Origin of the sequence: Blautia hydrogenotrophica DSM 10507 (genome assembly GCF_034356035.1) — a bacterium.
GTDB lineage: Bacteria > Bacillota > Clostridia > Lachnospirales > Lachnospiraceae > Blautia_A > Blautia_A hydrogenotrophica.
This window is the reverse complement of the sequence record NZ_CP136423.1, coordinates 2,536,943-2,561,970: the sequence shown is the minus strand read 5'-3', so window position 1 is coordinate 2,561,970 and position 25,028 is coordinate 2,536,943. Positions and strand designations below refer to the sequence as shown.

Here is a 25,028-nt window from a genome sequence, read left to right as displayed (position 1 = left end):
GATGTCTGAGAATAAAAATATTCTGTTATGCGGTGTGGGCGGACAGGGAACCATCCTGGCGAGTAAAATCCTTTCCTATGCTCTGGTGGAAGCCGGTTATGACGTGAAAATGTCTGAGATTCATGGAATGTCTCAGAGAGGAGGAAGCGTGACGACTCAGGTGCGCTATGGAAAGAAGGTATATTCACCGATTATCGGACAAGGGTCTGCGGATATATTGGTCTCTTTTGAGGCAATGGAAGCGTATCGCTATCTGGAAATATTGAATCCAAAGGGATTTGCGGTGGTCAATGATTTTCACATGGAGACTGCTACGACTCTGTCGGGAAAAGAGGAGTATCCAGAGAATATCATCGAGAAAGTGAAGGAAAAAGCGACCACGAAAGTTTTGAACGCGGCAAAAATCGCGGCGGATTTGGGAAATCCGAAAGCTATGAACGTGGTACTTTTGGGGGCTCTGATTAAGATTATGAAGCTGGAAGAGCTAGATTGGGATGCAGCTTTGGCAGCCTGTGTGAAACCTGCATTCTTGGAACTGAATAAAAAGGCTTTGGCAGCAGGCATGGAGGCTGTTGCATAGAAATATGAAGATGAAACCGCTGTATTTGTCTGGACTTATGGAGGGGCTAAGTTCAGAGAATACAGCGGTTTTCCTATGTGAAAAAAACTTCCCTCTTATGGTTAAAGATGGTAATATATACTTAATGGCTATGTGCGCGAATAGAAAAAGGCGCAGCGAGGAAAAGATCATGTGACAATGGGAGGAGAAAATATGACTCCGAAAGTGATAAGCGAGGTATTTCGAAATTTACAGGAACAGCTTCTGAAAAAAACAGTTTTGAAGCGGATGAGACTTACAAAGAAAAGAATGCAGGCACTTCTGAAGAATGAGATATTTCGGGCAAGGCTAGGAGAAGTCCTGGAGGGACGGAAGGTCGCTTGTGAAGACATTTTGATTTTATGTCAGGACATTATGGAGGAGCTGTCTCCAAAGACCCCAAAAGAGGGATGGCTCTCCTATATCTATTTTTATGTGCGCAAGGGGTTGTTTCCAGAATGCTGTCAGGCGATACCGAATCCAGAGTATGAATCCGCCGCGATTTTTTATCTGGAGGTGCTTCACCATCTGTTTTTGTACGAAAAAAAATGGCAACCTTTTGAGAGAACCCGGGATTTTGTGTTTCCAGACAATGTGGGTGACAGTCATTATACGGAGGAATATGACCGATTTCGCAAGTGTTTTCGAGAGCAATATGTCTATGAACTGATGCGTATTGGAAAGGAGATTATGCCTTTTGACTTACTGGCTCATGTGGCAGGCGTTCATTACGTGGCGATGCATGTGGCGAGACAGCTCTTTGAGGCGGGAGTTCCCATTGATCTGAGGCTGATCTCAGGAGCGGCTGCCTGTCACGATATCGGAAAATATGGATGTAAAGATTCGGAGGTACGCAGGATTCCCTATCTGCATTATTACTATACCGATGTGTGGTGCCGCAGAAACAACCTCCCGACGATCGGACACGTGGCGGCGAATCATTCTACTTGGGACTTGGAGCTGGAGGACTTGCAGGTGGAGGCCCTGGTTCTGATTTATGCGGATTTCCGCGTGAAAACTAAGGCCCGGGTCAATGGAAAGGAAGTTATGGGGTTTTATAGCCTACAGGACTCTTTTCAGGTGATTTTGGATAAACTGGACAATGTGGATAAGAAAAAAGAAGATCGCTATCGCCATGTGTATGCAAAGCTGAAAGACTTTGAGGATTACATGGAGTCGCTGGGAGTGAATGTGGATTTTTCCACCGATCAGCGAAAACAGGTGGAGAGAAAAGACCGAGTTCTATTAGATATGACAGAGACGGTCAATGCACTGAAACATATGACGTTTGCCCATAATATCAGCCTGATGCACAAGCTGAGCCATGAGATTTCTTTTGGAACTGTCCTAGAGGCGGCTAGAAGTGCAAAAAACTGGAAAAACAGCCGAGCTTACATCAATATTTTCGAAGAGTATTTTACCTATATGACCCAAAAACAAAAAAATGTGACGCTGCAATTTCTCTATGAGCTTTTGATGCACCGGGAAGGAGATATCCGAAGGCAGGCGGCTGATCTGATGGGAAATATTATCGTAAATTATGATGAGGATTATCGAAAAGAACTGCCGGAGGGAGTTCAGGCGGACAACTCAGAGATCAATAGTATTCAGCTGTGGGAGCGGTATTTGGAGATGATTATTCAGCCGGACCATAAAGTGACGGAGAGACACCGCCGTTGGATTGGCTATGCATTGAGAAGGGTTGTGGACTCTGTTCTGAGCCGGTGCAAGATAGAAGATCAGGAGGCGTATCTTCACGGTTTTCTTCGATTTTACCGGGTAAGGGAGATGTCGGACGCTGAGACGTTCATACTGTTGGACACGATGCCAGTTCTGCCCGTAAAATGGTTGAGTGATGCAGATTTGACACAGCTTTTAAACTTTGCGGGAGCTTGTATCGAAAGGCCAGTGCTGGAAATTCATGTGGCTGTGTTGCGTTTTCTGAAGTATTTGACTGGCAGCCTGCCCAGGAGAGAGGATTTAGCTGATTTGGTGGGTGAAATGCTGAGTAGGCTTCAGCTTTGGGGAAAAACGGGACTGAAATATAAGGCGATGGTTGTGTTGGACAACTGGCAGCTAGAGAACTGGAAAGCACACTGGAATTTTGAGGACTTGTATGAGGAAGATGCGTTCTCGGATATTCTTTTGGAAAATCTAAAGGCGGCCACCCCCTGGATTGTCAAGGCCGTGAATATTGAGTACCTGTTTATGAGAGCAAAGATGGGTGGGAATGTGTCTATTTTGCAGTTGGCGACTCATTTTTCCAATCTTTTGAAGGTTAGCGAACAGGTGACAGTAAGGCACCGGGCAGGGGAAGCTCTTGTGAGTCTGGCACCTTTGTTGACAAAAGATCAGAGGAATGAAGTCTCCATTGAGCTGATTAAGGGGTTAGAGATTGGAGAATACGAGTTTTCTAAGTATATTCCTCAGTATCTGGGCAGATTTGTTTTGTATCTGGAGCCAGATGAGTTGGACGAATTTTTGTTGGAAATTAAGAGGCTGCTGATCAGCATCAATGAGAGAGTAAGCTGTGTAGCTTTAGACACCGTGTCAATCATGGTACAAAGATACAATGAATACCGCCAGCGCTTTCAGGAACCGACGGACCGTTTTCTGAAACGCAGAAAGACCATGTTGGGATTCCTGTTGAGTGGCCTTGCAAATTACCGGGACGCAGTCAGTCAGGAAGCGGTTCTGGTTATTGGACACTCGTTTTTTGAGGAAGAGGTTTTAAGCCTTGAGGAGAAGAAGGATATTTTTCAAATTATCGGTAAAAAATTTGTGGCACTGTTGGAAAATCGGGAGACTTCAGAATTGGCCTTTTTTAACAATGCAGCTTCCTTGAACAATCTCTATCGGTTTATTGGAAATTATCTGTTTTACTATAAAGAGTTTTCTTTTGAAGAGCCCAAGAAGATTGCGTTTTTCCCAGGAACCTACGACCCATTCTCTCTGGGACATAAGGAGATTGCCAGAATGATCAGAGACCTGGGCTTTACAGTCTACCTGGCGCTGGATGAATTTTCCTGGTCTAAAAAGACTCAGCCTCATATGATTCGAAGAGAGATCATTACCATGTCGGTGGCCGATGAGGAGAATATCTACGTATTTCCAGACGATCGGCCAGTGAATATAGCGACTCCCAGTGATCTTCTGAAACTACGGCAGCTTTTTCAGGGAAAAGAAGTCTACATGGTAGCGGGAAGTGATGTGGTGGAAAACGCTTCCTCCTATCAAGTGCCCTGTGTGGAAAATTCGATTCAGACTTTTCCTCATATTTTGATTATGAGAGGGAAGACGAGAGGAACTAGTGAATTGGAGGCAAAGATCAAGGCCCCGATTTACTATCTGAAATTGAATGAGAGGTTAGAGGACATCAGTTCCACCAAGATTCGTGAAAACATTGATGACAACCGGGATATCTCTTCCCTTGTAGACCCGGTGGTGCAAAATTATATTTATGAGAATAACCTGTATTTGCGGGAACCACAATACAAGCAGATTCTGAGGGGAAGGGCTGTCCGTGTGGAAGTCTTTGAGGATCCTACGAAGAGCATTGAGGAGGAGATCTTTAAAGTGTTGGAGGGCAGACCGGAGGAAGAAGAGTTCCAGCGTGCCTCAAAAGTGGACAATATTCGTTATACTGTGGTGAGAGACAGAGAACAGTCTGATAAGATTGTGGGAGTGGCCGCGTTTCATGGAATTGCAACCACGAATTTGTATAAGGAATTCCAAAGTATAGAAGTTGTGGACCACATTCGAGAACACACTTCCGGAAGAATTGTCCTAGTAGCCGCTGTCTTTTTCTCGAGTCAAACCCACATTCGGGATGTAGATCAGCTATTGGCGACGGAGACGTTGGCGTTCTGTATGCAAAAAGATTACACTTATGCGGTGTTTAGTCCTTATCGTGGTTATATTCATGAAAGGACGAAAGGAACGTTAAAGAGGCAGGGCTTTCAGCTTTTGGATAACAAGATGTCCAAAAGACCTGTGTATGTGGTCGACATGAAGGCGCCTATTGTGATTTTCCAAAATCTCGAGACAGTTTTAAAAGCGCCGTTTGACCAAAATCCTAGAGTGCTGGATACCCTACAGCAGACGCACTGTCGGCTGCAGCTGGCGATGACGAAGCTGTATCCAGGGCAGTTGGTCCTTTCTTTCCAGTCAGAAATTATGTACCATCGTCTGATGGAGAGAATTACCAGAGCAAATCAGGTTTCCAGTGAAGTCACAAAAGTGCGCAGATTAGGGCCTTCCATGTGTGTGCCATTCGGAAAAATTTTGAGAGGAAATGCAGTGCCGAATACGGTTACCAAGGTACTGCACACAGAGAAGACCTTTGAGCCGGAGGTGACGGGATTTTCCATCACAGAATATCCCAATTATTCTCCGCTGGCTACGCAGGTGAGGACGATTAAGTCTTTTAACCGTCCTGTGATTTTGGTGGATGATCTGCTGCATAAAGGGTATAGGATAAAAGAGCTGAACCCGCTTTTTGAACAAGAGAATGTGAAAATTGACCGGATTATTGTAGGACTTTTGTCGGGCCGTGGGAAAGATCTGATGGAGATTCAGAATCGAAAAGTGGAGAGTGTATATTTTATTCCGTCCATAAAAGCGTGGTTCGTGGAATCTTCGATCTATCCGTTTATCGGAGGAGATAGTATCAAATCAGAATCAGAGAATAAGGCGACTCTGTTAAATTCCATCAATTTGATACTACCTTATGTAATGCCGGGATTTATTTATGGCGTGTCCAATGATGCGATCTATGATTTGTCAATGACTTGTCTGGAGAATTCCAGAGATATTTTGAGGGTCTTGGAGGAAGAATATCAGACGGTGTTTGAGAGAAATTTGACTTTGAATCGTCTGGGAGAAGTGATTCTGTCTCCGTGCTGCCCTGACCGGGGAGATCATTTGAGCTATGATTACCATGTAGCCCCATCCATCTATGTGGAAAATGATATTGTCCGGTTGATTCGTCTGAAAGAGCTGATTAAATGACAGCTTCAGACTTTGTGTATATTTTGGGAAAAGGGAAGTGTGAAAATGAGAGAAAAAGTAAATTCTGACGTGGTAATTGAGGTACAACGAGACCCAAGAACTTCAAAAGGGAGGTTTGTGGTCTCTCATCCTGGAATGCTGCAAGGAGAAGAGGGACTGCATTGGCTAGACAGTGGCAGGCTGAGTCAGGAGAAAACAAATCAGGGGCTGATAGAGGCCATTTACCGGGGAGAGGTAATTGGACAGAATACTTCCTGGTTGGATGATGTTGCCTGGGAGAAGAGAGATCTCTATTGGAGAGAATGGATGAAAAAAAAGAAAGTGGTGCACCTGTTGGCATTGGGGGACGTGGGAGGAACTGTGCTCATTGGGTTGAAACTGCTAGGAGCGGACTGCATACAGGAAATTGGTATCTGCGATTTGGATGAGAAAGTATGTAGACGTTGGGAGTGTGAAATGAACCAGACGGCCTTTCCCTGGGATTATGATCGACTGCCACCAGTGAAAGTAGTGGATACCCAGAAGTTGTTTGACTGTGATCTCTTTGTATTCTGTGCATCAAAAGGGATTCCACCGGTAGGGGCTAAGGTGGAGGATGTTCGTATGGCTCAATTCGAAGCAAACCGTACAATTGTGGAAAGTTTTGCGAGGATGGCACGGCTACGAAACTTCCAGGGAGTTTTTGCGGTGGTTTCCGATCCTGTGGATCCACTTTGTAAGGCAGCGTTTTTAGCTTCCAATGAGGATGAAAATGGGAAGTTTGACAAGAAAGGTCTGCTTCCAGAGCAAATCCAGGGTTATGGATTGGGAGTGATGAACGCGAGAGCAGCGTATTACGCAAAACAGGAGGAGCGGTTTGCCGATTTTCTGACTGAGGGCAGGGCTTATGGTCCCCATGGGCAGGATTTGGTGATTGCGAACAGCATAGAAAATTATGATGATGAACGTTCTGTGGAGTTGACGAAGATGGCTGTGGAAGCGAATCTGCGCACCAGGGAACTGGGATTTAAGCCATACATTGCACCGGCACTCTCATCCGCAGCAATCTCTTTGATTCTTACGATGAAAGGAGAATGGCATTACAGTTCGAATTTCCTGGGTGGAGTCTACATGGGAAGCAGAAACCGCTATACGATGCAGGGGCTGGAGATTGAATCTCTACCGCTTCCCCAGAAGCTGTATAAGAGGCTGACGCGGGCATATGAGGGACTGGGGGCAATCTTATGAGCGAATTGGTTCTGGTGCGTCCCCGGTGTAACGACAAGTGCAGAACGATGAGACTACAGGAAGTTTTAGAGTATGCGCTAAGAGGAAGAGATTATCGATTGGTTGAACGGTTAGAGGACTTTAAGGGCCTTCAAAATCAAAGAATTATCTTTGCCGTCTCCCAGGGAATATCTGGGATCAATTTGGAATATTTTCGATTTCTGAAGGTGCTTCGTCTGAATCATCAGATGTTAAAAGGGGCCGTGGGAGGAATTATCGTGGACGGTGAGAGTGAGCTTTATACAAAGTCCATTGCCAGAGATTTTGTCTTCACGGCCAATCAGTGTGGATGTACTTTTCCAGGCAGACCTCTGGTGGAAGGAACCGGTTCCCTGCAAAACTTCAACATTCAGGCGATGAATTTGGAGACTGATAATATGGGGGCTTATCTGAAAGCCTCCAGGGAATTGGTAGATACGGTGGCAGGATTCAGCCAAAAGCCAAAGAAGAGGCCTAAGATTTTAATGCTGCACGCCAGCAATTTTCGGACGTCAAATACGGTAAATTTCTGGCAGATGACAAAGGAAAATCTGAAAGGCTGTGAAATTGAAGAGATTTCGCTGAGAAACGGCTCGATACAGGACTGTGCGGGTTGTCCTTATAAGATGTGTATGCATTTTAGCAGGCGGTCTAACTGCTACTATGGCGGGGTGATTGTAGAACAGGTGTATCCAGCAGTGCAAAATTGCGATGCGCTGGTGCTGCTTTGTCCTAATTACAATGATGCTGTCAGTGCAAATCTGTCAGCCTTTATAAACAGGCTGACAGCTTTATTTCGGAAAAACCGCTTTTCGGAGAAAAATTTGTTTGCTGTTATTATTTCCGGATACAGTGGCGGAGATCTGGTAGCAGAACAGCTAATTTCAGGCCTCAATATGAATAAGAGTTTTATTCTCCCCTCTCAGTTCGCATTTTTGGAGACTGCAAATGATCCGGAGAGTATTCTGGAAGTGGAGAACATTCAGGAGAAAGCCAGAGAGTTCGCCAAACATATCATGAACACTTTAAAAGCAGTTCCAGATGAACCGTAAAAGTTTTTTCATCCGAATTAGAACGGAAGTTCTTTGTTTTTGAATTTCAGTATCATCTCTCTGGTCAAGCTGATGTCATATTGTTCCAGAATGATTTCGTCTCGGGTGAACCATTGAGCAGTGGCTAGCTCTGAGTGGTCAATGCGAATCTCGTCACTGCCATCTACTTCACAGAAAAATCCCATGAGAAGGCTGTCACTGAAGGACCAGGGCTGACTCTTATAGAAACGAAGGTTTTTAACTTTCAGACCGACTTCTTCCATGACTTCTCTGTGGACGGTTCCTTCTATGGTCTCGCCGATTTCAGAGAAGCCGGCGATCAGCGCATAGCTTTTTACATCCCTGCCGGCGTAGGTGGACAGTAGAATTTTATCGCCGTTTAGGATTCCCACGATAACCGCGGGGCAGATTTTGGGATATTCGATGGTTTTGCACTTAGGGCAGTAGACCATACGTTCTTTGTCGCTGTGCTTCATAGGAGAGGCACAGCGGCCGCAGAAGCGGTGTGTGTCGTACCAATGGGAAAGCTGCATTCCAGTGATGCCGGCGAAAGCCAGGTGAGCAGGATGGGCGTTGCGCAGAACACGGATTGGCTGAAAACTGTAGCCTGATAAAGAAGAGGCGGTGGTGTCCGAAGCCAGAAAAAAGTGTTTTTGACTGATGGAAAACAGATAGCGACAAGAGATATGTAATTGCTCAGCTGACCAGGCAAGCTCTTTTATTTTGGGAAGTGAAAAGGAGGCTTCTTCCTGCCTCAGGAGGAGTTCCTGTTCACGGTAGATCAAAAGGTAGTCTTCAGGCTGAGGAGCACAGGGGGTATACTCATTGTGGTAAACGTAAGGTGCAATATCTTGTAACATAATTTTCACTCCTTAAATAGTTCATTGGTTATCTATACAGTTTACTACTTTTTGGGAGGACTGTCAGTGTTTTTTTTAAATTTGTTTTGTATGATTTAGACAAAAAATAAAACAGCTACTGCTGTTCTATTTCGTTATTTTTCGTCTTTTCTCCAGTGAGGGTTATCCGTTCTGCCGACCAGATAATCAATGCTGGTGTTGTAATAATTTGCCAGTCGTATCAACATCTCGACTGGGATGTTTCGGGTACCGTTTTCATAGTGAGAATAGGTACGAGGACTGATATGAAGGTATTCACTTAATTCTTTTTGTGTTAGATCTGCGTCTTCTCTCAGATTTTGAATACGTTGAAATTTCATAGATTTCCTTTTCCTTTGTTCTACTATTAAAATTATATCCAGAACAAAATGTACTATTGCAATTCGGAACAAAATGGGCTAAACTGAAAAAGGAGGAAGTTAAATGGAAAACGATGAATTCATCTGGAAGCTGTATCATATTCTGAATCGAACGAAGCAGTTGGATTTGGCTTCACTGGTTGTCGAGAAACATAAAAATCATATTTATGTGGAATTGATGAGCGGGGAAAAGTTCTGTTTGACGATCGAAGAGACCGACAAGGTATTCTAGGATAACGATTCTAAAATCAAATCATAGGGAGAGATTCTGCTCCCATTTTTTCGAGTTTAAATGAGCAGTGCCTGGAGAGGTGTACATAGTTTTGAGAGCAACCATGGGAGTCTGATTGCAGTGCTGGATGAATTTCTTGTATTAGGAAAGATCTGTCACGTTTCTGCGTGAAAGTCCTTTCCTATCGTACAAAATGCTTTGTGCGATACACACGCCGCAATCAGTGGTCTTGCTATTTCGGGGGATTACGGCGGCGTGTGTGCCGAAAGAGAAAGGAGAGAATAATGTTCAGTAGCGTGTTGTCGGCATCCATTCAGGGAATGGAGATCTGTCCGATTCAAGTAGAAGCAGATTTAAGCGACGGTCTGCCTTCCTTTTCCATGGTTGGATATGTGTCCTCTCAGGTGAAAGAAGCTCAGGAGAGAGTGAGAACAGCAATGAAAAACACAGGGCTTTCACTGCCGCCTAAGAGGATAACAGTCAATTTAGCACCAGCGGATATACGAAAAGAGGGGGCAGGGTATGACCTTCCCATAGCGGCTGCGATTTTGTCAGCAGCCGGTAGGATTCCCTGTGAGTCGCTTCAGGGAATCCTTATCATAGGCGAGGTCAGTCTGAGCGGGAAATGTAATCCTGTGATCGGTGTGTTGCCCGTTGTTCGCAAGGCAAGAGAGTTGGGATGCCATACCTGTATTCTTCCTTTTGAAAACCTACAGGAAGGTTCTATGGTTCCAGATATACGAGTGATTGGAGTAAGATCATTGGCTCAGATGAGAGACGTTTTGTTGGGAAAACAAAAGGGGGAGAGAGGAAAGTTTCATGGAGATATTACGAAAAGACAGAGATATTCTGCGGATTTTCGAGAAGTGCAGGGACAGGAAGGGGCAAAAAGGGCGGCGGAGATCGCAGCGAGTGGCTTTCACAATCTGCTTTTAATAGGAGCTCCAGGAACAGGAAAGTCTATGGTGGCCAAGAGGGTCCCGGGAATTATGCCGTTTCTCAGTGAGGCGGAAAGCTTGGAGGTATCTCAGATTTACAGCATAGCAGGACTTTTGTCAGAAGAGTTTCCTATGATGATGAGAAGACCTTTTCGAGCCCCTCACCACACAGCATCGGCGCAGGCATTGGCCGGCGGCGGAAAGAATCCAAAACCAGGAGAGGTGACTTTGGCACACAGGGGAGTGCTTTTTTTGGATGAAATGCCTGAGTTTTCAAAGAGGAGTTTAGAGATTCTAAGGCAGCCTCTGGAGGATGGATATATCAGGCTGTCTAGAGTCCACGGGACTTACTGCTTTCCAGCGGATTTTCTGTTGCTGGCTGCGATGAACCCATGTCCTTGCGGGTATTATCCGGATATGAACCGCTGTACCTGCAGTCCGGCAGAGATCGGTGGGTATCTGAAAAGAATTAGCCAGCCGCTGTTAGATAGAATTGATCTGTGTGCGGAGGCGGCTCCCATATCTTATCAGGCATTGTCTAGTCCAAGCGAGCAAGAGGGGTCTGCCCAGATTCGTCAGAGGGTGGAAAAGGCAGTGAGGATTCAAAAAGAGCGATATGAGGGGACAACTCTATGCTTTAACGCAGATCTGACCCCGAGAGGGATAGAGCAGTACTGTGAGGTTAGCTCACAGGGAAGAGAACTTTTGGGGAAAGCATATGACCGACTCAAAATCAGTGCCAGGGCCTATCACAGAATTTTAAAAGTGGCGCGGACAATCGCTGATTTAGAGGAATCGCGGATGATTCAGAGAGAACATTTGGAAGAAGCGATCGGCTATCGCAGTCTAGACAAAAAATATTGGAGATGAGAGGGGAGTATTTTTATGGAAGAAATTTATTACCTTGACATAGAATGTATTGAGCGTGGCAGTGAGAAATATCCGAGGCGTCTTCGGCAGTTGAGAGGGATGCCTAAAAAGCTCTATGTGAGAGGAGAGCTGCCAAGAGACGATCGTCCGACCATTGCCATCGTGGGAGCTAGGGCATGCAGTGCTTATGGAAGGCGTCAGGCATTTTTGTATGCGCAGGAGATGAGTAGGGCAGGAGTGCAGGTAATCAGCGGCTTGGCGGCAGGGATTGATGGAAGAGCTCACAGTGGGGCTTTGGAAGGAGGGACACCTACGTTTGCGGTTTTAGGGAGTGGTGTAGATATCTGCTATCCAAAACAGCACGATAGCTTATATCGCCAAGTCTGGCAGTCAGGGGGCCTGATCAGTGAGAAAAAGCCGGGAACGATGCCGCTGGGCTGTTATTTTCCGGCAAGAAACCGGATTATCAGTGGATTGGCTGATGTGGTGCTGGTTATAGAGGCGAGAGAAAAGAGCGGTTCGCTGATCACGGTAGATTTTGCGATGGAACAAGGAAAGAGTGTCTATGCGCTGCCAGGGCCTGTGGATTCTAGTCTCAGCCGCGGGTGTCATCAGCTCTTGGAACAGGGGGCAGGAGTTGCCGGGTCTCCTCAGAAAATACTGGAAGAGTGGGGGATTCAAAGAGAGACAAGGGAGGATTCAGCAAAAAAAAATAGTGTAAGACTTGCAAGAGATCTTAATTTGGTGTATAGTGGTTTGGATTTACAACCAAAAAATCTCCATGAGATTGTGGAATATACACATTTTTCGGTGACAAAGACTATAAATTGTTTGACGGAATTGGAATTGGAGGGCCTTGTAGAGCGGATTGGGCATAATTTTTTTGTAAAGAAAACAATTTTATAAAATTTTAAGAAATTGTAGAACTGTGAATCCAAACTGCATGGCTGAATAGTCACAAACATTTCAAAGTGGTGCAATATAGGAGAGGGAACATGGCGAAATATTTGGTGATTGTGGAATCACCCGCAAAAGTTAAGACGATTAAAAAATTTTTGGGAAGCAATTATGACGTACAGGCTTCTAACGGGCATGTAAGAGATCTACCGAAAAGTCAGATGGGAATTGATACAGAAAATGACTTTGAGTTGAAATATATCACGATCCGGGGAAAAGGGGAATTGCTGACAAAGCTGAGAAAAGCAGCGAAAAAAGCGGATAAAATTTATCTGGCGACGGACCCTGACCGGGAAGGGGAGGCGATATCCTGGCATTTGACACAAGCCTTAAAGGTTGACGACGAAAAAATGCAGAGGATTACCTTCAATGAGATCACAAAAACAGCGGTAAAATCTTCCATAAAACAGGCGCGCAGACTGAATATGAATCTGGTGGAGGCTCAGCAGGCCAGGAGGGTGCTGGACCGACTGGTGGGATACAGTATCAGTCCTCTGCTATGGGTGAAAGTAAAAAGAGGTCTGAGTGCAGGAAGAGTACAGTCGGTGGCTCTTAGAATTATCGGAGATCGGGAAGATGAAATCAATTCCTTCATCCCAGAAGAGTACTGGGATTTAGAAGGAGAGTTCCAGGTGGAAGGCGAGAAGAAACCGCTGATAGCCAAGTTTTATGGTACAAAGAAGAAGGTACAGATTCAGAATAAAGAACAGATGGATGAGATTCTGTCTGAGTTAGGACAGTGTTCCTACGAGGTAGCAGAGGTGAAAAAAGGGGAGCGGCACAAAAATGCACCGCTGCCGTTTACCACCAGTACATTGCAACAGGAAGCGGCCAAGACGCTGAATTTTTCTACTCAAAAGACCATGCGCTTGGCTCAACAGCTGTATGAAGGAATTGACATCAAGGGAAATGGCACAGTGGGCGTTATCACATACCTGCGTACAGATTCAACCCGAATTTCAGAAGAGGCGGACAAAGCAGCCAGAGAATATATTGACAGTGAGTATGGAAAAGAGTATGTGGCGGCAGTCCCGAAAACCTCTGGCAGCAAACAGAAGATTCAGGATGCCCATGAGGCAATTCGGCCCACAGATATTACCAGGACACCGTTGTCTTTAAAAGAATCACTCTCGAGGGACCAGTATCGTTTATATCAGTTGATTTGGAAGCGTTTTACGGCCAGTCGTATGAGCAGTGCAAAATATGAGACGACATCCGTTAAGATATCAGCAGGTAAGTACTATTTTACGGTTGCTGCCTCCAGAATTGTCTTTCAAGGCTTCCAGTCTGTGTACAGTCAGGAGGAAGACGTAAAGAAAAAGGAGAATGTTCTGGCTAAGAGTCTGACAAAAGGCATGCCGTTGAAGCTGCTGAAGCTTCAGCCGGAACAGCACTTTACTCAGCCGCCGGCACATTATACGGAAGCATCTTTGGTTAAGACCTTAGAAGAGTTAGGGATTGGAAGGCCTAGTACCTATGCGCCAACAATCACGACGATTATCAAACGACGGTATATCTCCAAAGAGAATAAGAATCTGTATATGACCGAGTTGGGAGAAGTGGTGAATAACATCATGAAACAGGCATTTCCCAGCATTGTGGATGTAAATTTTACAGCGACGATGGAGGGGCTTTTGGACTGTGTAGAAGCGGGCACAGTACAGTGGAAGACGGTTGTCAGAAACTTCTATCCGGATTTGAAAAAAGATGTGGAGATTGCGGAAAAAGAATTGGAGCAGGTGAAGATTGAAGATGAGGTCACAGATGTGATCTGTGAAGAATGTGGAAGAAATATGGTGATCAAATATGGACCCCATGGACGCTTTTTGGCCTGCCCTGGCTTTCCAGAGTGCCGGAATACAAAACCTTATTATGAAAAGATTGGAGTTCCCTGTCCTATATGTGGAAAAGACGTGGTTCTGAAAAAGACCAAGAAAGGACGTAAGTATTACGGATGTGAGGCAAATCCAGAGTGTGAATTTATGTCCTGGCAGAAACCTTCCAAAGAGAAATGCCCAAATTGCGGAAGCTATATGGTTGAGAAGGGCAATAAATTAGTGTGTAGTAATGAGACTTGTGGATTTGTGAAAAAGATCCAGGAGGAAGAACCGATAAAAGCGTGAAAATTCCTTAAAAAATGCTGTCTTCCAAAAAAAAGACAGCATTTTTTGATTTTTCATCCTGAGAAATCTATCAACTATTTAAAAATGCAAAAAAAAATGAAAAAATCTAAAAAAATAGGTTGATTTTAATATGTATACCATGGTAGTATAAATTAAGGAGTAAAACTGACAAAAAAATATTTTGAAAGGAGGACACCAATGAGCGTTCAATTATTAGACAAAACCAGAAAGATCAATAAGCTTTTGCATAACAGCAGTTCTAGTAAGGTTGTGTTCAATGATATTTGTCAGGTTCTGATGGAGACGTTAAGCTCTAATATTTTGGTCATCAGCAAAAAGGGAAAAGTATTGGGTGTCAGTTTATGTCCTGGAGTAGAGGAGTTAACTGAATTGATTGAAGATAAGGTAGGTGGCTATATTGACCACTTGTTAAACGAACGTTTTCTGGAAGTGTTGTCTACGAAAGAAAATGTAAATCTTCAGACATTGGGGTTTGAGGCTTCAGATATTCAGAGATATCAAGGGATTATCAATCCTATTGATATTGCAGGAGAGCGCCTGGGAACGGTATTTATGTACCGAAATGACAAATCTTACGACATTGAGGATATCATCGTCAGCGAATATGGGACAACCGTTGTAGGGCTGGAGATGATGAGATCCGTGCATGAGGAAAATGCAGAGGAAGATCGAAAACAGCAAGTAGTAAAATCGGCCTTTAACACACTGTCCTTTTCGGAACTGGAAGCGATCATCCATATTTTTGATGAGCTGGATGGAGATGAGGGAATACTGGTGGCCAGCAAAATTGCTGACAGAGTGGGCATCACCAGATCTGTTATTGTGAATGCTCTGCGCAAATTTGAGAGTGCGGGAGTGATTGAGTCCAGGTCTTCAGGGATGAAGGGCACATATATTAAGGTTCTCAACGAAGTAATTTTTGATGAGTTGGAAGAAATCAAGACACAGAGAGCCAAAAAAGCTTGAGTGATAAATAAAAAGAGAGATACTCCTATAGGACAAAATAAATGTATAAAAACCTGTATATCTGGGTGAGAATCAGATATACAGGTTTTTATGTTACGGTATAAGCTCCCGGACAGCGGCTGGTGAGCTTGCTTGCCGAGGCGCACAGACGTTGGAGGTGCCGCTGATAGGCGGTATGAGGGTTTGCGCGATAAGCCTGTCCTCTTTCAAAATGATAAAAATATAAAAGATGAGAAAATAAAAGAAAAAGTTAGAATTAATGAGAATATATGGTGAAATATAGGAATATACTAAGTTCTAAAGGGTTGCAGAAAACAGTGGAATTCACTAATATAAGGACAGTGATTAGCACTCGATCAAAATGAGTGCTAATAAAGAGAGTGAAAAATAGAAGGAGGCAATAGATATGAAGTTAGTACCATTGGGTGACAGAGTAGTATTGAAACAGTTAGAGGCAGAAGAGAAGACTCAGTCTGGTATTGTACTGCCAGGTCAGGCACAGGAGAAACCACAGCAGGCGGCAGTAGTTGCTGTAGGACCGGGTGGAGTCGTAGATGGAAAAGAAGTAAAGATGGAAGTAGCCGTGGACGATCAGGTAATTTACTCTAAATATGCAGGAACCGAAGTGAAGCTTGACGGTGAGGAGTATATTATTGTCAGACAGAGTGATATTTTAGCGGTTGTCAAATAAATTAAGAAGCAAGTAAGAAAATTCAGATATCAATCAGGAGGAATGCAATCATGGCAAAAGAAATTAAATTCGGGGCTGAGGCCAGAGCCGCATTGGAGCAGGGTGTGAATCAGCTGGCAGATACTGTAAGAGTTACACTGGGACCGAAAGGAAGAAATGTTGTACTGGACAAACCATACGGTGCTCCGCTGATCACCAACGATGGTGTCACTATCGCGAAAGAGATCGAGCTGGAAGACGGATTCGAGAATATGGGAGCTCAGCTGATCAAAGAAGTTGCCTCTAAGACCAATGATGTGGCAGGCGATGGGACCACGACAGCTACTGTTTTGGCCCAGGCTATGGTTAACGAAGGAATGAAGAATCTAGCAGCAGGCGCGAACCCAATCATTCTGAGAAAAGGAATGAAGAAAGCTACAGATACAGCTGTCGATGCGATTATGAAGATGAGCAAGACCATCAGCGGAAAAGCTCAGGTGGCCAATGTGGCAGCGATCTCTGCAAGCGATGAGGAAGTCGGAACTCTGGTGGCAGATGCTATGGAGAAGGTTTCCAAAGATGGTGTCATCACAGTAGAGGAATCTAAGACCATGCACACGGAGCTGGATTTAGTAGAAGGTATGCAGTTTGACAGAGGCTATATCTCTGCTTACATGTCCACAGATATGGAGAAAATGGAAGCAACCTTGGAGGACCCTTATATTCTGATCACAGATAAGAAGATCAGCAATATCCAGGAGCTGCTGCCTCTTCTGGAGAAAGTGGTTCAGGCGAACGCAAAACTTTTGATTATCGCAGAAGATGTGGAGGGTGAGGCACTCACTACTTTGATTGTAAACAAATTGAGAGGTACTTTCCAGGTAGCAGCTGTGAAAGCTCCGGGATATGGAGACAGAAGAAAAGAAATGCTTCAGGATATTGCAATTTTGACAGGCGGACAGGTGATATCTGAAGAGTTGGGCTTGGATCTGAAAGAGGCAGATCTTTCTCAGCTAGGCCGTGCGAAATCTGTCAAAGTCGCTAAAGAGAGTACAGTAATTGTAGATGGCTTAGGAGCAAAAGAGGACATTGCGAACAGAGTTGCACAGATTCGTGCTCAGATTGAGGAGACGAAGTCAGACTTTGACCGCGAGAAATTGCAGGAAAGACTGGCTAAGATGGCAGGTGGTGTTGCGGTAATCCGTGTAGGTGCTGCGACAGAGACTGAGATGAAAGAGGCAAAACTGCGCCTGGAAGACGCTTTGGCAGCAACCAAGGCAGCAGTAGAGGAAGGAATCATTGCAGGAGGTGGCTCTGCATATATCCATGCAGCGAAAGAAGTCGCTAAAATGGCTGCAGATCTGGAAGGCGATGAGAAGACCGGTGCGAACATTATTCTGAAGGCATTGGAGGCTCCGCTGTATCATATCGCTGCAAATGCCGGACTGGAAGGGTCTGTAATTATCAACAAAGTAAAAGAGTCTGAGCCGGGAACTGGATTTGACGCTTTGAATGAGAAGTATGTGGATATGATTGAGAGTGGAATTTTGGATCCAGTAAAGGTTACCAGAAGCGCTCTGCAGAATGCGACCAGTGTTGCGTCTACATTGTTGACCACAGAGTCTGTAGTATCTATTATCAAAGAAGATACTCCTGCAATGCCAGCAGGCAACCCAGGAATGGGAATGATGTAAGAGAGACGAAAAAACGATCTGGTCTGAAAAGCAGGTTTTTAGGGGATGTTGTTTTGCAACATTCCCTATTTTGTGTTACACTAGATAAAAGTTTGGAAATTTGGAGGAAAAAAGATGGGCGATTTATATGCGGAATGTCTGGTTAAGAAAGAAAAAACCGGAAAGGATACCTTGTTAAAAGCAGGCTCCATTGCAGCTGTGGTGATACTGGCGCTGTTTGTCGTCCTGGTGTCGCCTCTGTTTATGGTATTTGCGGTGGTGGCAGGGGTTCTGGTGTACTTTTTTGTCTTTCCCAAGACAGACATAGAATATGAATATCTCTATGTGAATGGGGAGTTGGACGTGGATGTAATTATGGCAAAGAGCAAGCGCAAAAAGGCAAAGACTCTGGAAATGAATCATGTGGACATCATGGCCCCCATTCGTTCTCATCGTTTGGACTATTACAATCACAATGGCAAGCTGAAGGTGCTGGACTATTCATCAGGAAATTCTGAAAGAAACAGGTATGCGATGATTGTGAAGCTGGACCAGCAGACCTGTAAAGTGATCTTAGAGCCGGATGAAACTATGCTTCAGATGATGAAAAAAAGTGCTCCGTCCAAAGTTTTTTTGGATTGACACCAGGGGGGATATTTGTTACACTAGGGAACAAAACATTAAGATGAAGAAAAGGGAGGAAAAACAATGGGCACTATCATCGGGGAAGGGATTACTTTTGATGACGTATTGTTAGTTCCTGCATACTCAAAAGTAATACCAAATCAGGTAGACGTTTCCACTTATTTGACGAAAAAGGTAAAATTGAACATTCCTATGATGAGCGCAGGAATGGACACTGTGACCGAACACCGCATGGCGATTGCAATGGCAAGGCAGGGTGGTATCGGAATCATACACAAGAATATGTCCATCGAAGCGCAGGCAGACGAAGTGGACAAGGTAAAACGTTCTGAGAATGGTGTAATTACAGATCCATTTTTCTTGTCACCCGAGCACACATTGAAAGATGCCAATGACCTTATGGCAAAATTCCGTATTTCAGGAGTTCCGATTACGGAAGGCAAAAAACTAGTGGGAATCATTACCAACCGTGATTTGAAATTTGAGGAGGATTTCTCAAAGAAAATTAAAGAGTCGATGACCTCAGAGGGACTGATTACGGCAAAAGAAGGCATCACTCTAGAAGAAGCGAAGAAGATACTGGCAAAGGCCAGGAAAGAGAAACTACCCATTGTTGATGATGAATATAACTTAAAAGGCTTAATTACAATTAAGGATATTGAAAAACAGATTAAATATCCACTTTCAGCAAAAGATGCGCAAGGACGTCTGCTCTGTGGGGCAGCTGTCGGAATTACTTCGAACGTACTGGCACGTGTGGAGGCTCTGGCAAAGGTGAATGTGGATGTGATCGTTGTAGACTCTGCCCATGGACATTCTGAGAACATTCTGCGTGCCGTTCGTGAGATCAAGGCCGCTTATCCGGAACTTCAACTGATTGCGGGAAATGTGGCGACCGGAGAGGCGACGAAAGCTCTGATCGAGGCAGGTGTGGACGCGGTAAAAGTGGGAATTGGTCCTGGTTCTATCTGTACTACACGTGTGGTTGCTGGAATTGGTGTGCCGCAGATCACAGCAGTTATGGACTGCTATGAGGTGGCGAAGGAGTATGGAATTCCGGTTATCGCAGACGGCGGAATCAAGTATTCCGGGGATATTACGAAGGCGATTGCGGCAGGCGCAAATGTCTGCATGATGGGAAGTATTTTCGCAGGTTGTGATGAGAGCCCAGGAACTTTTGAATTGTATCAGGGAAGGAAGTATAAGGTATACCGTGGAATGGGTTCCATCTCTGCGATGGAGAATGGCAGCAAAGACCGCTATTTCCAGGAAGACGCAAAGAAGCTGGTACCAGAAGGCGTGGAAGGCCGTGTGGCATATAAAGGCCACGTGGAAGACACGGTATATCAGTTGATGGGTGGTCTGCGCTCAGGTATGGGATATTGTGGAGCAGAGAATATCGAGAAATTAAAGACTACCGGAAAATTTGTAAAAATTTCCTCCGCGTCCTTGAAGGAGTCACATCCTCACGATATTCATATCACAAAGGAAGCTCCGAATTACAGCATTGAAGAGTAATTTGCTTTGAAATGAAAATGGGCTGTTACACAGTAATTGTGGGACAGCCCGCTTTGCGTTCAGCCGCTTAAGACGAAGGGGACAGGATTTCAGGGCAAAGAGGCGAGGATACCTATGACGAGACAGAGAAGAGCGACTGGCAGCAGAAATTCTGCCAGAAGAACTGCTTCGGTCCCCAAAGGCTATAGGCAGAGGAGACCGCAGAGAAAAAAACAAAAGAGAAAAGAAAACTACATATGGCTGGCAGTGGGGTGTCTAGTACTGCTTTTGCTTCTTTTCACAGGAGGGCGTCTGGTATTAAAATCTCTACAGGCTGAGAAGACGGCTAGAGCCTATCTGGACATGGAAGACCCTCTGAGAGGGGCTCCTCCGCTGGATGTGGAGCTGTTGACTGTGAATCCATATTCCAGGCCGGGAACGCCTCTAGAAGAGGTGAAGTATGTGGCGATTCACTACACTGCGAATCCAGGCTCTACAGCTAAGAATAACAGAGATTACTTTGAAGGGCTGAAAGACAATCATTCTAACGAGGTGAGTAGTCACTTTGTCGTAGGCTTGGAGGGGGAAATTGTACAGTGTATTCCTACGAACGAGATTTCCTATGCGACCAATTCCAGAAATGTGGATACTCTTTCTATTGAGTGCTGTCATTTAGATGAGACGGGAAAATTTAATGAAGCCACGTATCAGTCTTTGGTGGAATTGACAGCTTATCTGTGTAATCGTTTTGGGCTGGATATAGATCATGTGATTCGCCACTATGATGTGACGGGAAAAAACTGTCCGAAGTATTATGTGGAACATCCAGAAGCTTGGGAACAGTTAAAAAAAGATATTTCAGCAGAGATGGAGGCCAAGAGAAAAGAGTTGGAGTAATATTTAGGGCTTGTCAAATGGAGAAATATATTGTAGTATAATCATAACTGCATGACTGGCGGAAGTAGGAAAACTACAGGGAGTGCAGTGAAGTAGAATGTCGACCGCCTGGGCAACCGTTTGGTATACCCAGGCGGTTTTTGTGTAGAAAGGAGACCATTATGGAAATGCTATCGTTGGCTAAAGAGCTAAAAAGCAACTCTTATCCAGGACGTGGAATTATCCTGGGGCGTTCCAAAGATGGAACTAAGGCAGTGGCTGCCTATTTTATTATGGGTAGAAGTGAGAACAGCCGGAACCGAGTTTTTGTGGAGGAGGGAGAGGGAATTCGCACACAGGCATATGACCCCTCGAAGCTTACCGATCCTAGCTTGATTATCTACGCTCCGGTCCGAGTTTTGGGCAACAAGACGATTGTCACCAACGGCGATCAGACGGATACTATCTATGAGGGGATGGACCGCCAGATGACATTTGAGCAATCTCTGCGCAGCCGTGAATTTGAGCCCGATGCACCGAATTACACGCCGAGAATCTCAGGGGTGATGCATGTAGAGAACGGAAAATACAGCTACGCTCTGTCAATCTTAAAGAGCAACAACGGAAATCCCCAGGCCTGTGACCGTTTTACTTTTGCCTATGAGAACTGTGTGGCTGGAGAAGGGCGTTTTATCCATACCTACAAGTGTGATGGAAATCCTCTTTTGAGTTTTGAGGGCGAACCTAAGCTGGTGGAGATTCCAGATGATATGGAGGCGTTTACGGAGTTGATATGGGAAAACCTGAACGAAGACAATAAGGTTTCCCTGTTCGTACGCTATATCGATATCGAGACAGGCAAATATGAGACGAAAATTGTGAATAAGAATCAGTGAGGAGGGACAAAGATGAAAGAACTGGCATTAAAATATGGATGTAATCCGAATCAGAAGCCTTCCAGAATCTATATGGCCGATGGCAGTGAACTGCCGATCAAGGTGCTCTATGGAAAACCTGGATATATTAATTTTTTGGATGCCTTTAATGGATGGCAGCTGGTGAGGGAATTGAAAAAAGCTACGGGTTTTCCGGCGGCAACCTCCTTCAAACATGTGTCCCCAGCAGGAGCAGCCATTGGGCTTCCCCTTTCTGAGACACTGGCCAAGATTTACTGGGTGGATGATTTAGGAGAACTGTCTTCACTGGCCTGCGCTTATGCGAGGGCAAGAGGGGCAGACCGAATGTCGTCTTTCGGGGACTTTATCGCTCTTTCTGATGAGTGCGATAAGGACACGGCGATGCTGATTAAACGGGAGGTCAGCGATGGAGTGATCGCGCCGGGTTATACCCAGGAGGCCTTGGAGATACTTTCCCAGAAGAAAAAAGGCAATTATAACGTGATTCAGATTGACGCGGACTATGTGCCAGCTCCACTGGAACACAAGGAAGTATTCGGGGTGACTTTTGAGCAGGGAAGACAGGAGCTGCCCATTGACGATGAACTGTTGTCCAATGTAGTGACAGCGAAGAAGGAGCTGAGTGAGGAGGCTAAGAGAGATCTGAAAATCTCGCTGATTACTCTAAAATATACACAGTCCAATTCCGTGTGTTTTGTGAAAGATGGTCAGGCAATTGGAATCGGCGCTGGCCAGCAGTCTAGAGTACACTGTACCCGTCTGGCGGGCCAGAAGGCGGATAACTGGTTCCTTCGTCAGAGTCCTAAGGTTATGAATCTTCCTTTTAAGGACGATATCAAACGTGCAGAGAGGGACAATGCGATTGATGTGTATATTGGAGAAGAGTACATGGATGTCCTGGCCGATGGTGCGTGGGAGAAGGTATTCACAGAGAAGCCAGAAGTGTTTACGAGAGAGGAAAAGCGGCAGTGGCTGGATAAGATGACTGGCGTGACTTTGGGTTCAGATGCGTTCTTTCCATTCAGCGATAACATCGAACGGGCGCATAAGAGCGGTGTTCAGTATATTGCGCAGCCAGGAGGTTCGGTTAGAGATGATTTGGTCATTGAGACCTGCGATAAATATGGAATGGCTATGGCGTTTACGGGCATCCGCTTGTTTCACCACTAAAAGAATAATAAAAAAACAAATTGCCGGGTACCCGTTGTGGGTTTCCGGCAATTTGCTGTAAAAAATACTGCTTCAATTTTCTTATTTACCGTCAGTAAAACGAATCGCAGTTCCGTAGGCGAGAATCTCGGCAGCAGAGGAAGCGATAGAATTTGTGGTGTAGGATACTCCGATCACCGCGTCCGCTCCCATTTTTTCGGCACAGGCGATCAGGCGGTCTGTGGCGATCACGCGGGCCTTCTCCATCATCTCGCAATAAGAGGTGAGCTCTCCGCCTACCAGTGTCTTTAGGCCATTCATAAAGTCTTTGCCAAAATGTACGGTCTGGATGGTAGCGCCTTCTGCGAGGCCTAGTTCCTCATAAGTTCTTCCCTGAAGTACATGAGTCGTTGTAAGCAACATTTTAAATCATCCTTTCTGTTAATCCATTTCTAATTTTTTATCCAGCAATTTGACACATACAATATAATATATAATACCAATGATAATGCTGAGTATCAAGGAGAGAATAAGTATTCTGCCTAAGATCTGAGAGACTTCATAGAGCACCTCAGGGCTATTCGCGTCAGCGGATTCAGCGTTTCGAATGGTCTCATTGGTAAAAAAAGGAAACGCCAGTATCAGCCCTATCACCTGGTTGATCAGGTAGAGCAGAACGTAGCCTCCAATACATCCCATGACCCGGTGGCCGTGAAAAAGATTTCCAATGCCCACGGCGCAGTAGACGGACAGACAGGAGATAAAAAGTTCCAGGATTACAGTGGCTATTGTCAGCAGGAACAAATTTGCAGGGATGTATGCTGACACGGCCTGGCAAAATTCAAAGAGTTCATCGTTCAGAAAAATGAATACACATAGCAGAATTACGGCCGCATCGAGGAAGGACCAGAGTACTCCGCATAGATATTTGGAGAGGACATGGCAGTTCGCGGTGACTGGCAGCGTATTCGTCAGGTATCCCTCGTCTGTGTACAGATTGCGGTGATAGCGCATGCCAAGATAGACGATAGTGGCTAGGGCGACAGCTCCGATGGCTGTCAGAAGAGTCACCGTGTAAATAGAAGAGAATATGGTATCAAAAGGTTTTATATGCAGCAGAGACATGAAAAAATGTCCCAGCAAAGACAGTATCAGAACTGCGCCATGTATGGTCAGCAGAACTGGGGAAACTGCTTTTAAGTCATATTTTATCAATTTGCTTAACATTGAAATACCTCCCGGAATAATTCATCTACAGATTTTTGCTTGAGAAAACGAATGTCATCTACGGATTCATGCATGCGTATTTTTCCGTCTTTGATGAAAACTACCTCATCCAGAATGTTTTCCACATCGGCAATCAAATGTGTGGAGATTAAAATCGTCGCATTTTCGTCGTAATTGTTTAAGATGGTATTTAAGATATACTCACGGGCGGCGGGGTCCACTCCGGCAATAGGCTCATCCAGACAGTAGAGTTTTGCGCGGCGGCTCATCACCAGCACCAGCTGTACTTTTTCCCGGCTGCCTTTGGAGAGAGTTTTTATGCGGGCCTGGGTGGAAAGATTCAGCTTTTGGAGCATATTTTCGGCTCTGCCTCGGTCAAAATCTTCGTAGAAATCTGAAAAATAGTTAAGAATCTCGTAAATTTTCATATTGGGATTCAGATAAGTACGTTCCGGTAGATAGGCCACGATTGCTTTGGTTTTTACTCCAGGTTCCATGCCGTCTATCAAAAGTTGTCCGTCTGAGACTGTCAAGAGACGGTTGATCAGTTTTAAAATCGTCGTTTTTCCACTGCCGTTAGGCCCAAGCAGGCCGATAATTTTACCAGAATCTAATTTTAGATTTATGTGATCTAAGGCTTTCTTGGCTCCATAGGTCTTTGTGAGGTTTCGACACTCTAAAATGGTACTCATTTGGCATCCTCCTTTTGAATTTTTTCGATCAGAGACAGGATTTCTTGTCGGTGAAACCCCATCTGATTCATAGTACTGAGAAATTCCTTGATTCTGGCAGTCGCCAGGTCTTCTTTCATTTTTTCTATCATAGTGATGTCCTCCGTGATAAAACGTCCGCTGGTCCGCTGCGAATAGACCAATCCATTTCTTTCTAGTTCGGATAGGGCTTTTTGCATAGTGTTTGGATTGACAGCTGCCTCGGAAGCCAAATCTCGAACAGAAGGGAGACGATCTCCAGGATGGTAGCGCCCGGCGATAATATCTAATTGTACGTGTTCAACGATCTGTGCATATATGGGGAGGTTGGAGTTGAGTTTCCATGACATTTACAAAGCTCCTTTCATTTTTTAATTGTATTATTGTACTAAGT

Annotated in this window: 22 protein-coding genes and 1 riboswitch; of the genes, 16 read left to right on the top strand and 6 right to left on the bottom strand. The window is 44.9% G+C overall.

Translation table 11 applies throughout. The annotated features are described in order from the left end of the window. The first annotated feature begins 1 nt into the window (after window position 1). The 4 genes from BLHYD_RS12235 to BLHYD_RS12220 all read left to right on the top strand — a co-directional run bounded on the left by BLHYD_RS12235 (window position 2) and on the right by BLHYD_RS12220 (window position 7,905). Window positions 2-580: an indolepyruvate oxidoreductase subunit beta gene (locus tag BLHYD_RS12235; RefSeq protein WP_005950751.1), complete on the top strand. Its 579-nt coding sequence runs from the start codon at window positions 2-4 to the stop codon at window positions 578-580. Between the two features lie 192 nt (window positions 581-772). Then, window positions 773-5,608, top strand: coding sequence for a nicotinate-nicotinamide nucleotide adenylyltransferase (locus tag BLHYD_RS12230; protein WP_021845562.1), 4,836 nt, complete (start codon window positions 773-775; stop codon window positions 5,606-5,608). A gap of 45 nt (window positions 5,609-5,653) precedes the next feature. Then, entirely contained in the window at window positions 5,654-6,835 is a 1,182-nt protein-coding gene (locus BLHYD_RS12225) for a Rossmann-fold NAD(P)-binding domain-containing protein (RefSeq protein ID WP_005950756.1), read from the top strand. Further along, on the top strand, window positions 6,832-7,905 hold the full coding sequence (locus BLHYD_RS12220) for a flavodoxin family protein (protein ID WP_005950758.1): 1,074 nt from the start codon (window positions 6,832-6,834) through the stop codon (window positions 7,903-7,905). Before BLHYD_RS12225 ends, BLHYD_RS12220 begins: the two co-directional genes overlap by 4 nt. 17 nt (window positions 7,906-7,922) lie before the next feature. Here BLHYD_RS12220 and nudC read toward each other — a convergent pair whose 3' ends face one another. Further along, entirely contained in the window at window positions 7,923-8,765 is an 843-nt protein-coding gene (nudC, locus tag BLHYD_RS12215; protein WP_021845563.1) for an NAD(+) diphosphatase, read from the bottom strand. A gap of 134 nt (window positions 8,766-8,899) precedes the next feature. Beyond that, window positions 8,900-9,124, bottom strand: coding sequence for a helix-turn-helix domain-containing protein (locus BLHYD_RS12210; protein ID WP_021845564.1), 225 nt, complete (start codon window positions 9,122-9,124; stop codon window positions 8,900-8,902). A gap of 103 nt (window positions 9,125-9,227) precedes the next feature. Here BLHYD_RS12210 and BLHYD_RS12205 point away from each other — a divergent pair, with 103 nt between their 5' ends. From BLHYD_RS12205 to BLHYD_RS12150, 12 genes are all read left to right on the top strand, one after another. Beyond that, window positions 9,228-9,395, top strand: a complete 168-nt coding sequence (locus tag BLHYD_RS12205; RefSeq protein WP_005950765.1) for a hypothetical protein — start codon at window positions 9,228-9,230, stop codon at window positions 9,393-9,395. A 284-nt stretch (window positions 9,396-9,679) separates the two neighbouring features. Then, on the top strand, window positions 9,680-11,203 hold the full coding sequence (locus tag BLHYD_RS12200; protein WP_172676845.1) for a YifB family Mg chelatase-like AAA ATPase: 1,524 nt from the start codon (window positions 9,680-9,682) through the stop codon (window positions 11,201-11,203). A 15-nt stretch (window positions 11,204-11,218) separates the two neighbouring features. Continuing rightward, entirely contained in the window at window positions 11,219-12,109 is an 891-nt protein-coding gene (gene dprA / locus BLHYD_RS12195; RefSeq protein ID WP_005950770.1) for a DNA-processing protein DprA, read from the top strand. Window positions 12,110-12,198: 89 nt separating this feature from the next. After that, on the top strand, window positions 12,199-14,283 hold the full coding sequence (gene topA, locus BLHYD_RS12190; protein ID WP_021845568.1) for a type I DNA topoisomerase: 2,085 nt from the start codon (window positions 12,199-12,201) through the stop codon (window positions 14,281-14,283). 198 nt (window positions 14,284-14,481) lie between these two features. Then, window positions 14,482-15,270: a GTP-sensing pleiotropic transcriptional regulator CodY gene (gene codY, locus BLHYD_RS12185; protein ID WP_005950775.1), complete on the top strand. Its 789-nt coding sequence runs from the start codon at window positions 14,482-14,484 to the stop codon at window positions 15,268-15,270. Window positions 15,271-15,676: 406 nt separating this feature from the next. Beyond that, window positions 15,677-15,961 carry a co-chaperone GroES gene (groES, locus tag BLHYD_RS12180; protein WP_005950778.1) on the top strand — a complete coding sequence of 95 codons (285 nt, stop codon included), beginning with the start codon at window positions 15,677-15,679 and terminating at the stop codon, window positions 15,959-15,961. 50 nt (window positions 15,962-16,011) lie between these two features. Next, a complete protein-coding gene (gene groL, locus BLHYD_RS12175; protein WP_005950780.1) occupies window positions 16,012-17,634 on the top strand; it encodes a chaperonin GroEL in 1,623 nt (540 codons plus the stop codon). Between the two features lie 114 nt (window positions 17,635-17,748). Then, window positions 17,749-18,255, top strand: a complete 507-nt coding sequence (locus BLHYD_RS12170) for a DUF6106 family protein (RefSeq protein WP_005950782.1) — start codon at window positions 17,749-17,751, stop codon at window positions 18,253-18,255. Window positions 18,256-18,321: 66 nt separating this feature from the next. Further along, window positions 18,322-19,776, top strand: coding sequence for an IMP dehydrogenase (gene guaB, locus BLHYD_RS12165; RefSeq protein ID WP_005950784.1), 1,455 nt, complete (start codon window positions 18,322-18,324; stop codon window positions 19,774-19,776). 114 nt (window positions 19,777-19,890) lie between these two features. After that, window positions 19,891-20,652 (top strand): peptidoglycan recognition protein family protein, encoded by a 762-nt coding sequence (locus BLHYD_RS12160; RefSeq protein ID WP_081447154.1) that lies wholly within the window; start codon window positions 19,891-19,893, stop codon window positions 20,650-20,652. Window positions 20,653-20,693: 41 nt separating this feature from the next. Beyond that, window positions 20,694-20,773: riboswitch (ZMP/ZTP riboswitch) on the top strand. Window positions 20,774-20,813: 40 nt separating this feature from the next. Beyond that, window positions 20,814-21,527 (top strand): IMP cyclohydrolase, encoded by a 714-nt coding sequence (locus BLHYD_RS12155; protein ID WP_005950787.1) that lies wholly within the window; start codon window positions 20,814-20,816, stop codon window positions 21,525-21,527. A 12-nt stretch (window positions 21,528-21,539) separates the two neighbouring features. Next, window positions 21,540-22,718 (top strand): phosphoribosylaminoimidazolecarboxamide formyltransferase, encoded by a 1,179-nt coding sequence (locus BLHYD_RS12150; RefSeq protein ID WP_005950789.1) that lies wholly within the window; start codon window positions 21,540-21,542, stop codon window positions 22,716-22,718. 81 nt (window positions 22,719-22,799) lie between these two features. Here BLHYD_RS12150 and BLHYD_RS12145 read toward each other — a convergent pair whose 3' ends face one another. The 4 genes from BLHYD_RS12145 to BLHYD_RS12130 are packed head-to-tail and all read right to left on the bottom strand — an operon-like array spanning window position 22,800 to window position 24,984. Further along, on the bottom strand, window positions 22,800-23,120 hold the full coding sequence (locus BLHYD_RS12145) for a YbjQ family protein (RefSeq protein WP_005950791.1): 321 nt from the start codon (window positions 23,118-23,120) through the stop codon (window positions 22,800-22,802). Between the two features lie 18 nt (window positions 23,121-23,138). Further along, window positions 23,139-23,924 (bottom strand): hypothetical protein, encoded by a 786-nt coding sequence (locus tag BLHYD_RS12140; RefSeq protein ID WP_005950793.1) that lies wholly within the window; start codon window positions 23,922-23,924, stop codon window positions 23,139-23,141. Continuing rightward, window positions 23,918-24,616, bottom strand: a complete 699-nt coding sequence (locus BLHYD_RS12135; RefSeq protein ID WP_005950794.1) for an ABC transporter ATP-binding protein — start codon at window positions 24,614-24,616, stop codon at window positions 23,918-23,920. The genes BLHYD_RS12140 and BLHYD_RS12135 overlap by 7 nt, the downstream gene beginning before the upstream one ends. After that, window positions 24,613-24,984: a GntR family transcriptional regulator gene (locus tag BLHYD_RS12130; RefSeq protein ID WP_005950795.1), complete on the bottom strand. Its 372-nt coding sequence runs from the start codon at window positions 24,982-24,984 to the stop codon at window positions 24,613-24,615. The genes BLHYD_RS12135 and BLHYD_RS12130 overlap by 4 nt, the downstream gene beginning before the upstream one ends. Between the last annotated feature and the right edge of the window lie 44 nt (window positions 24,985-25,028).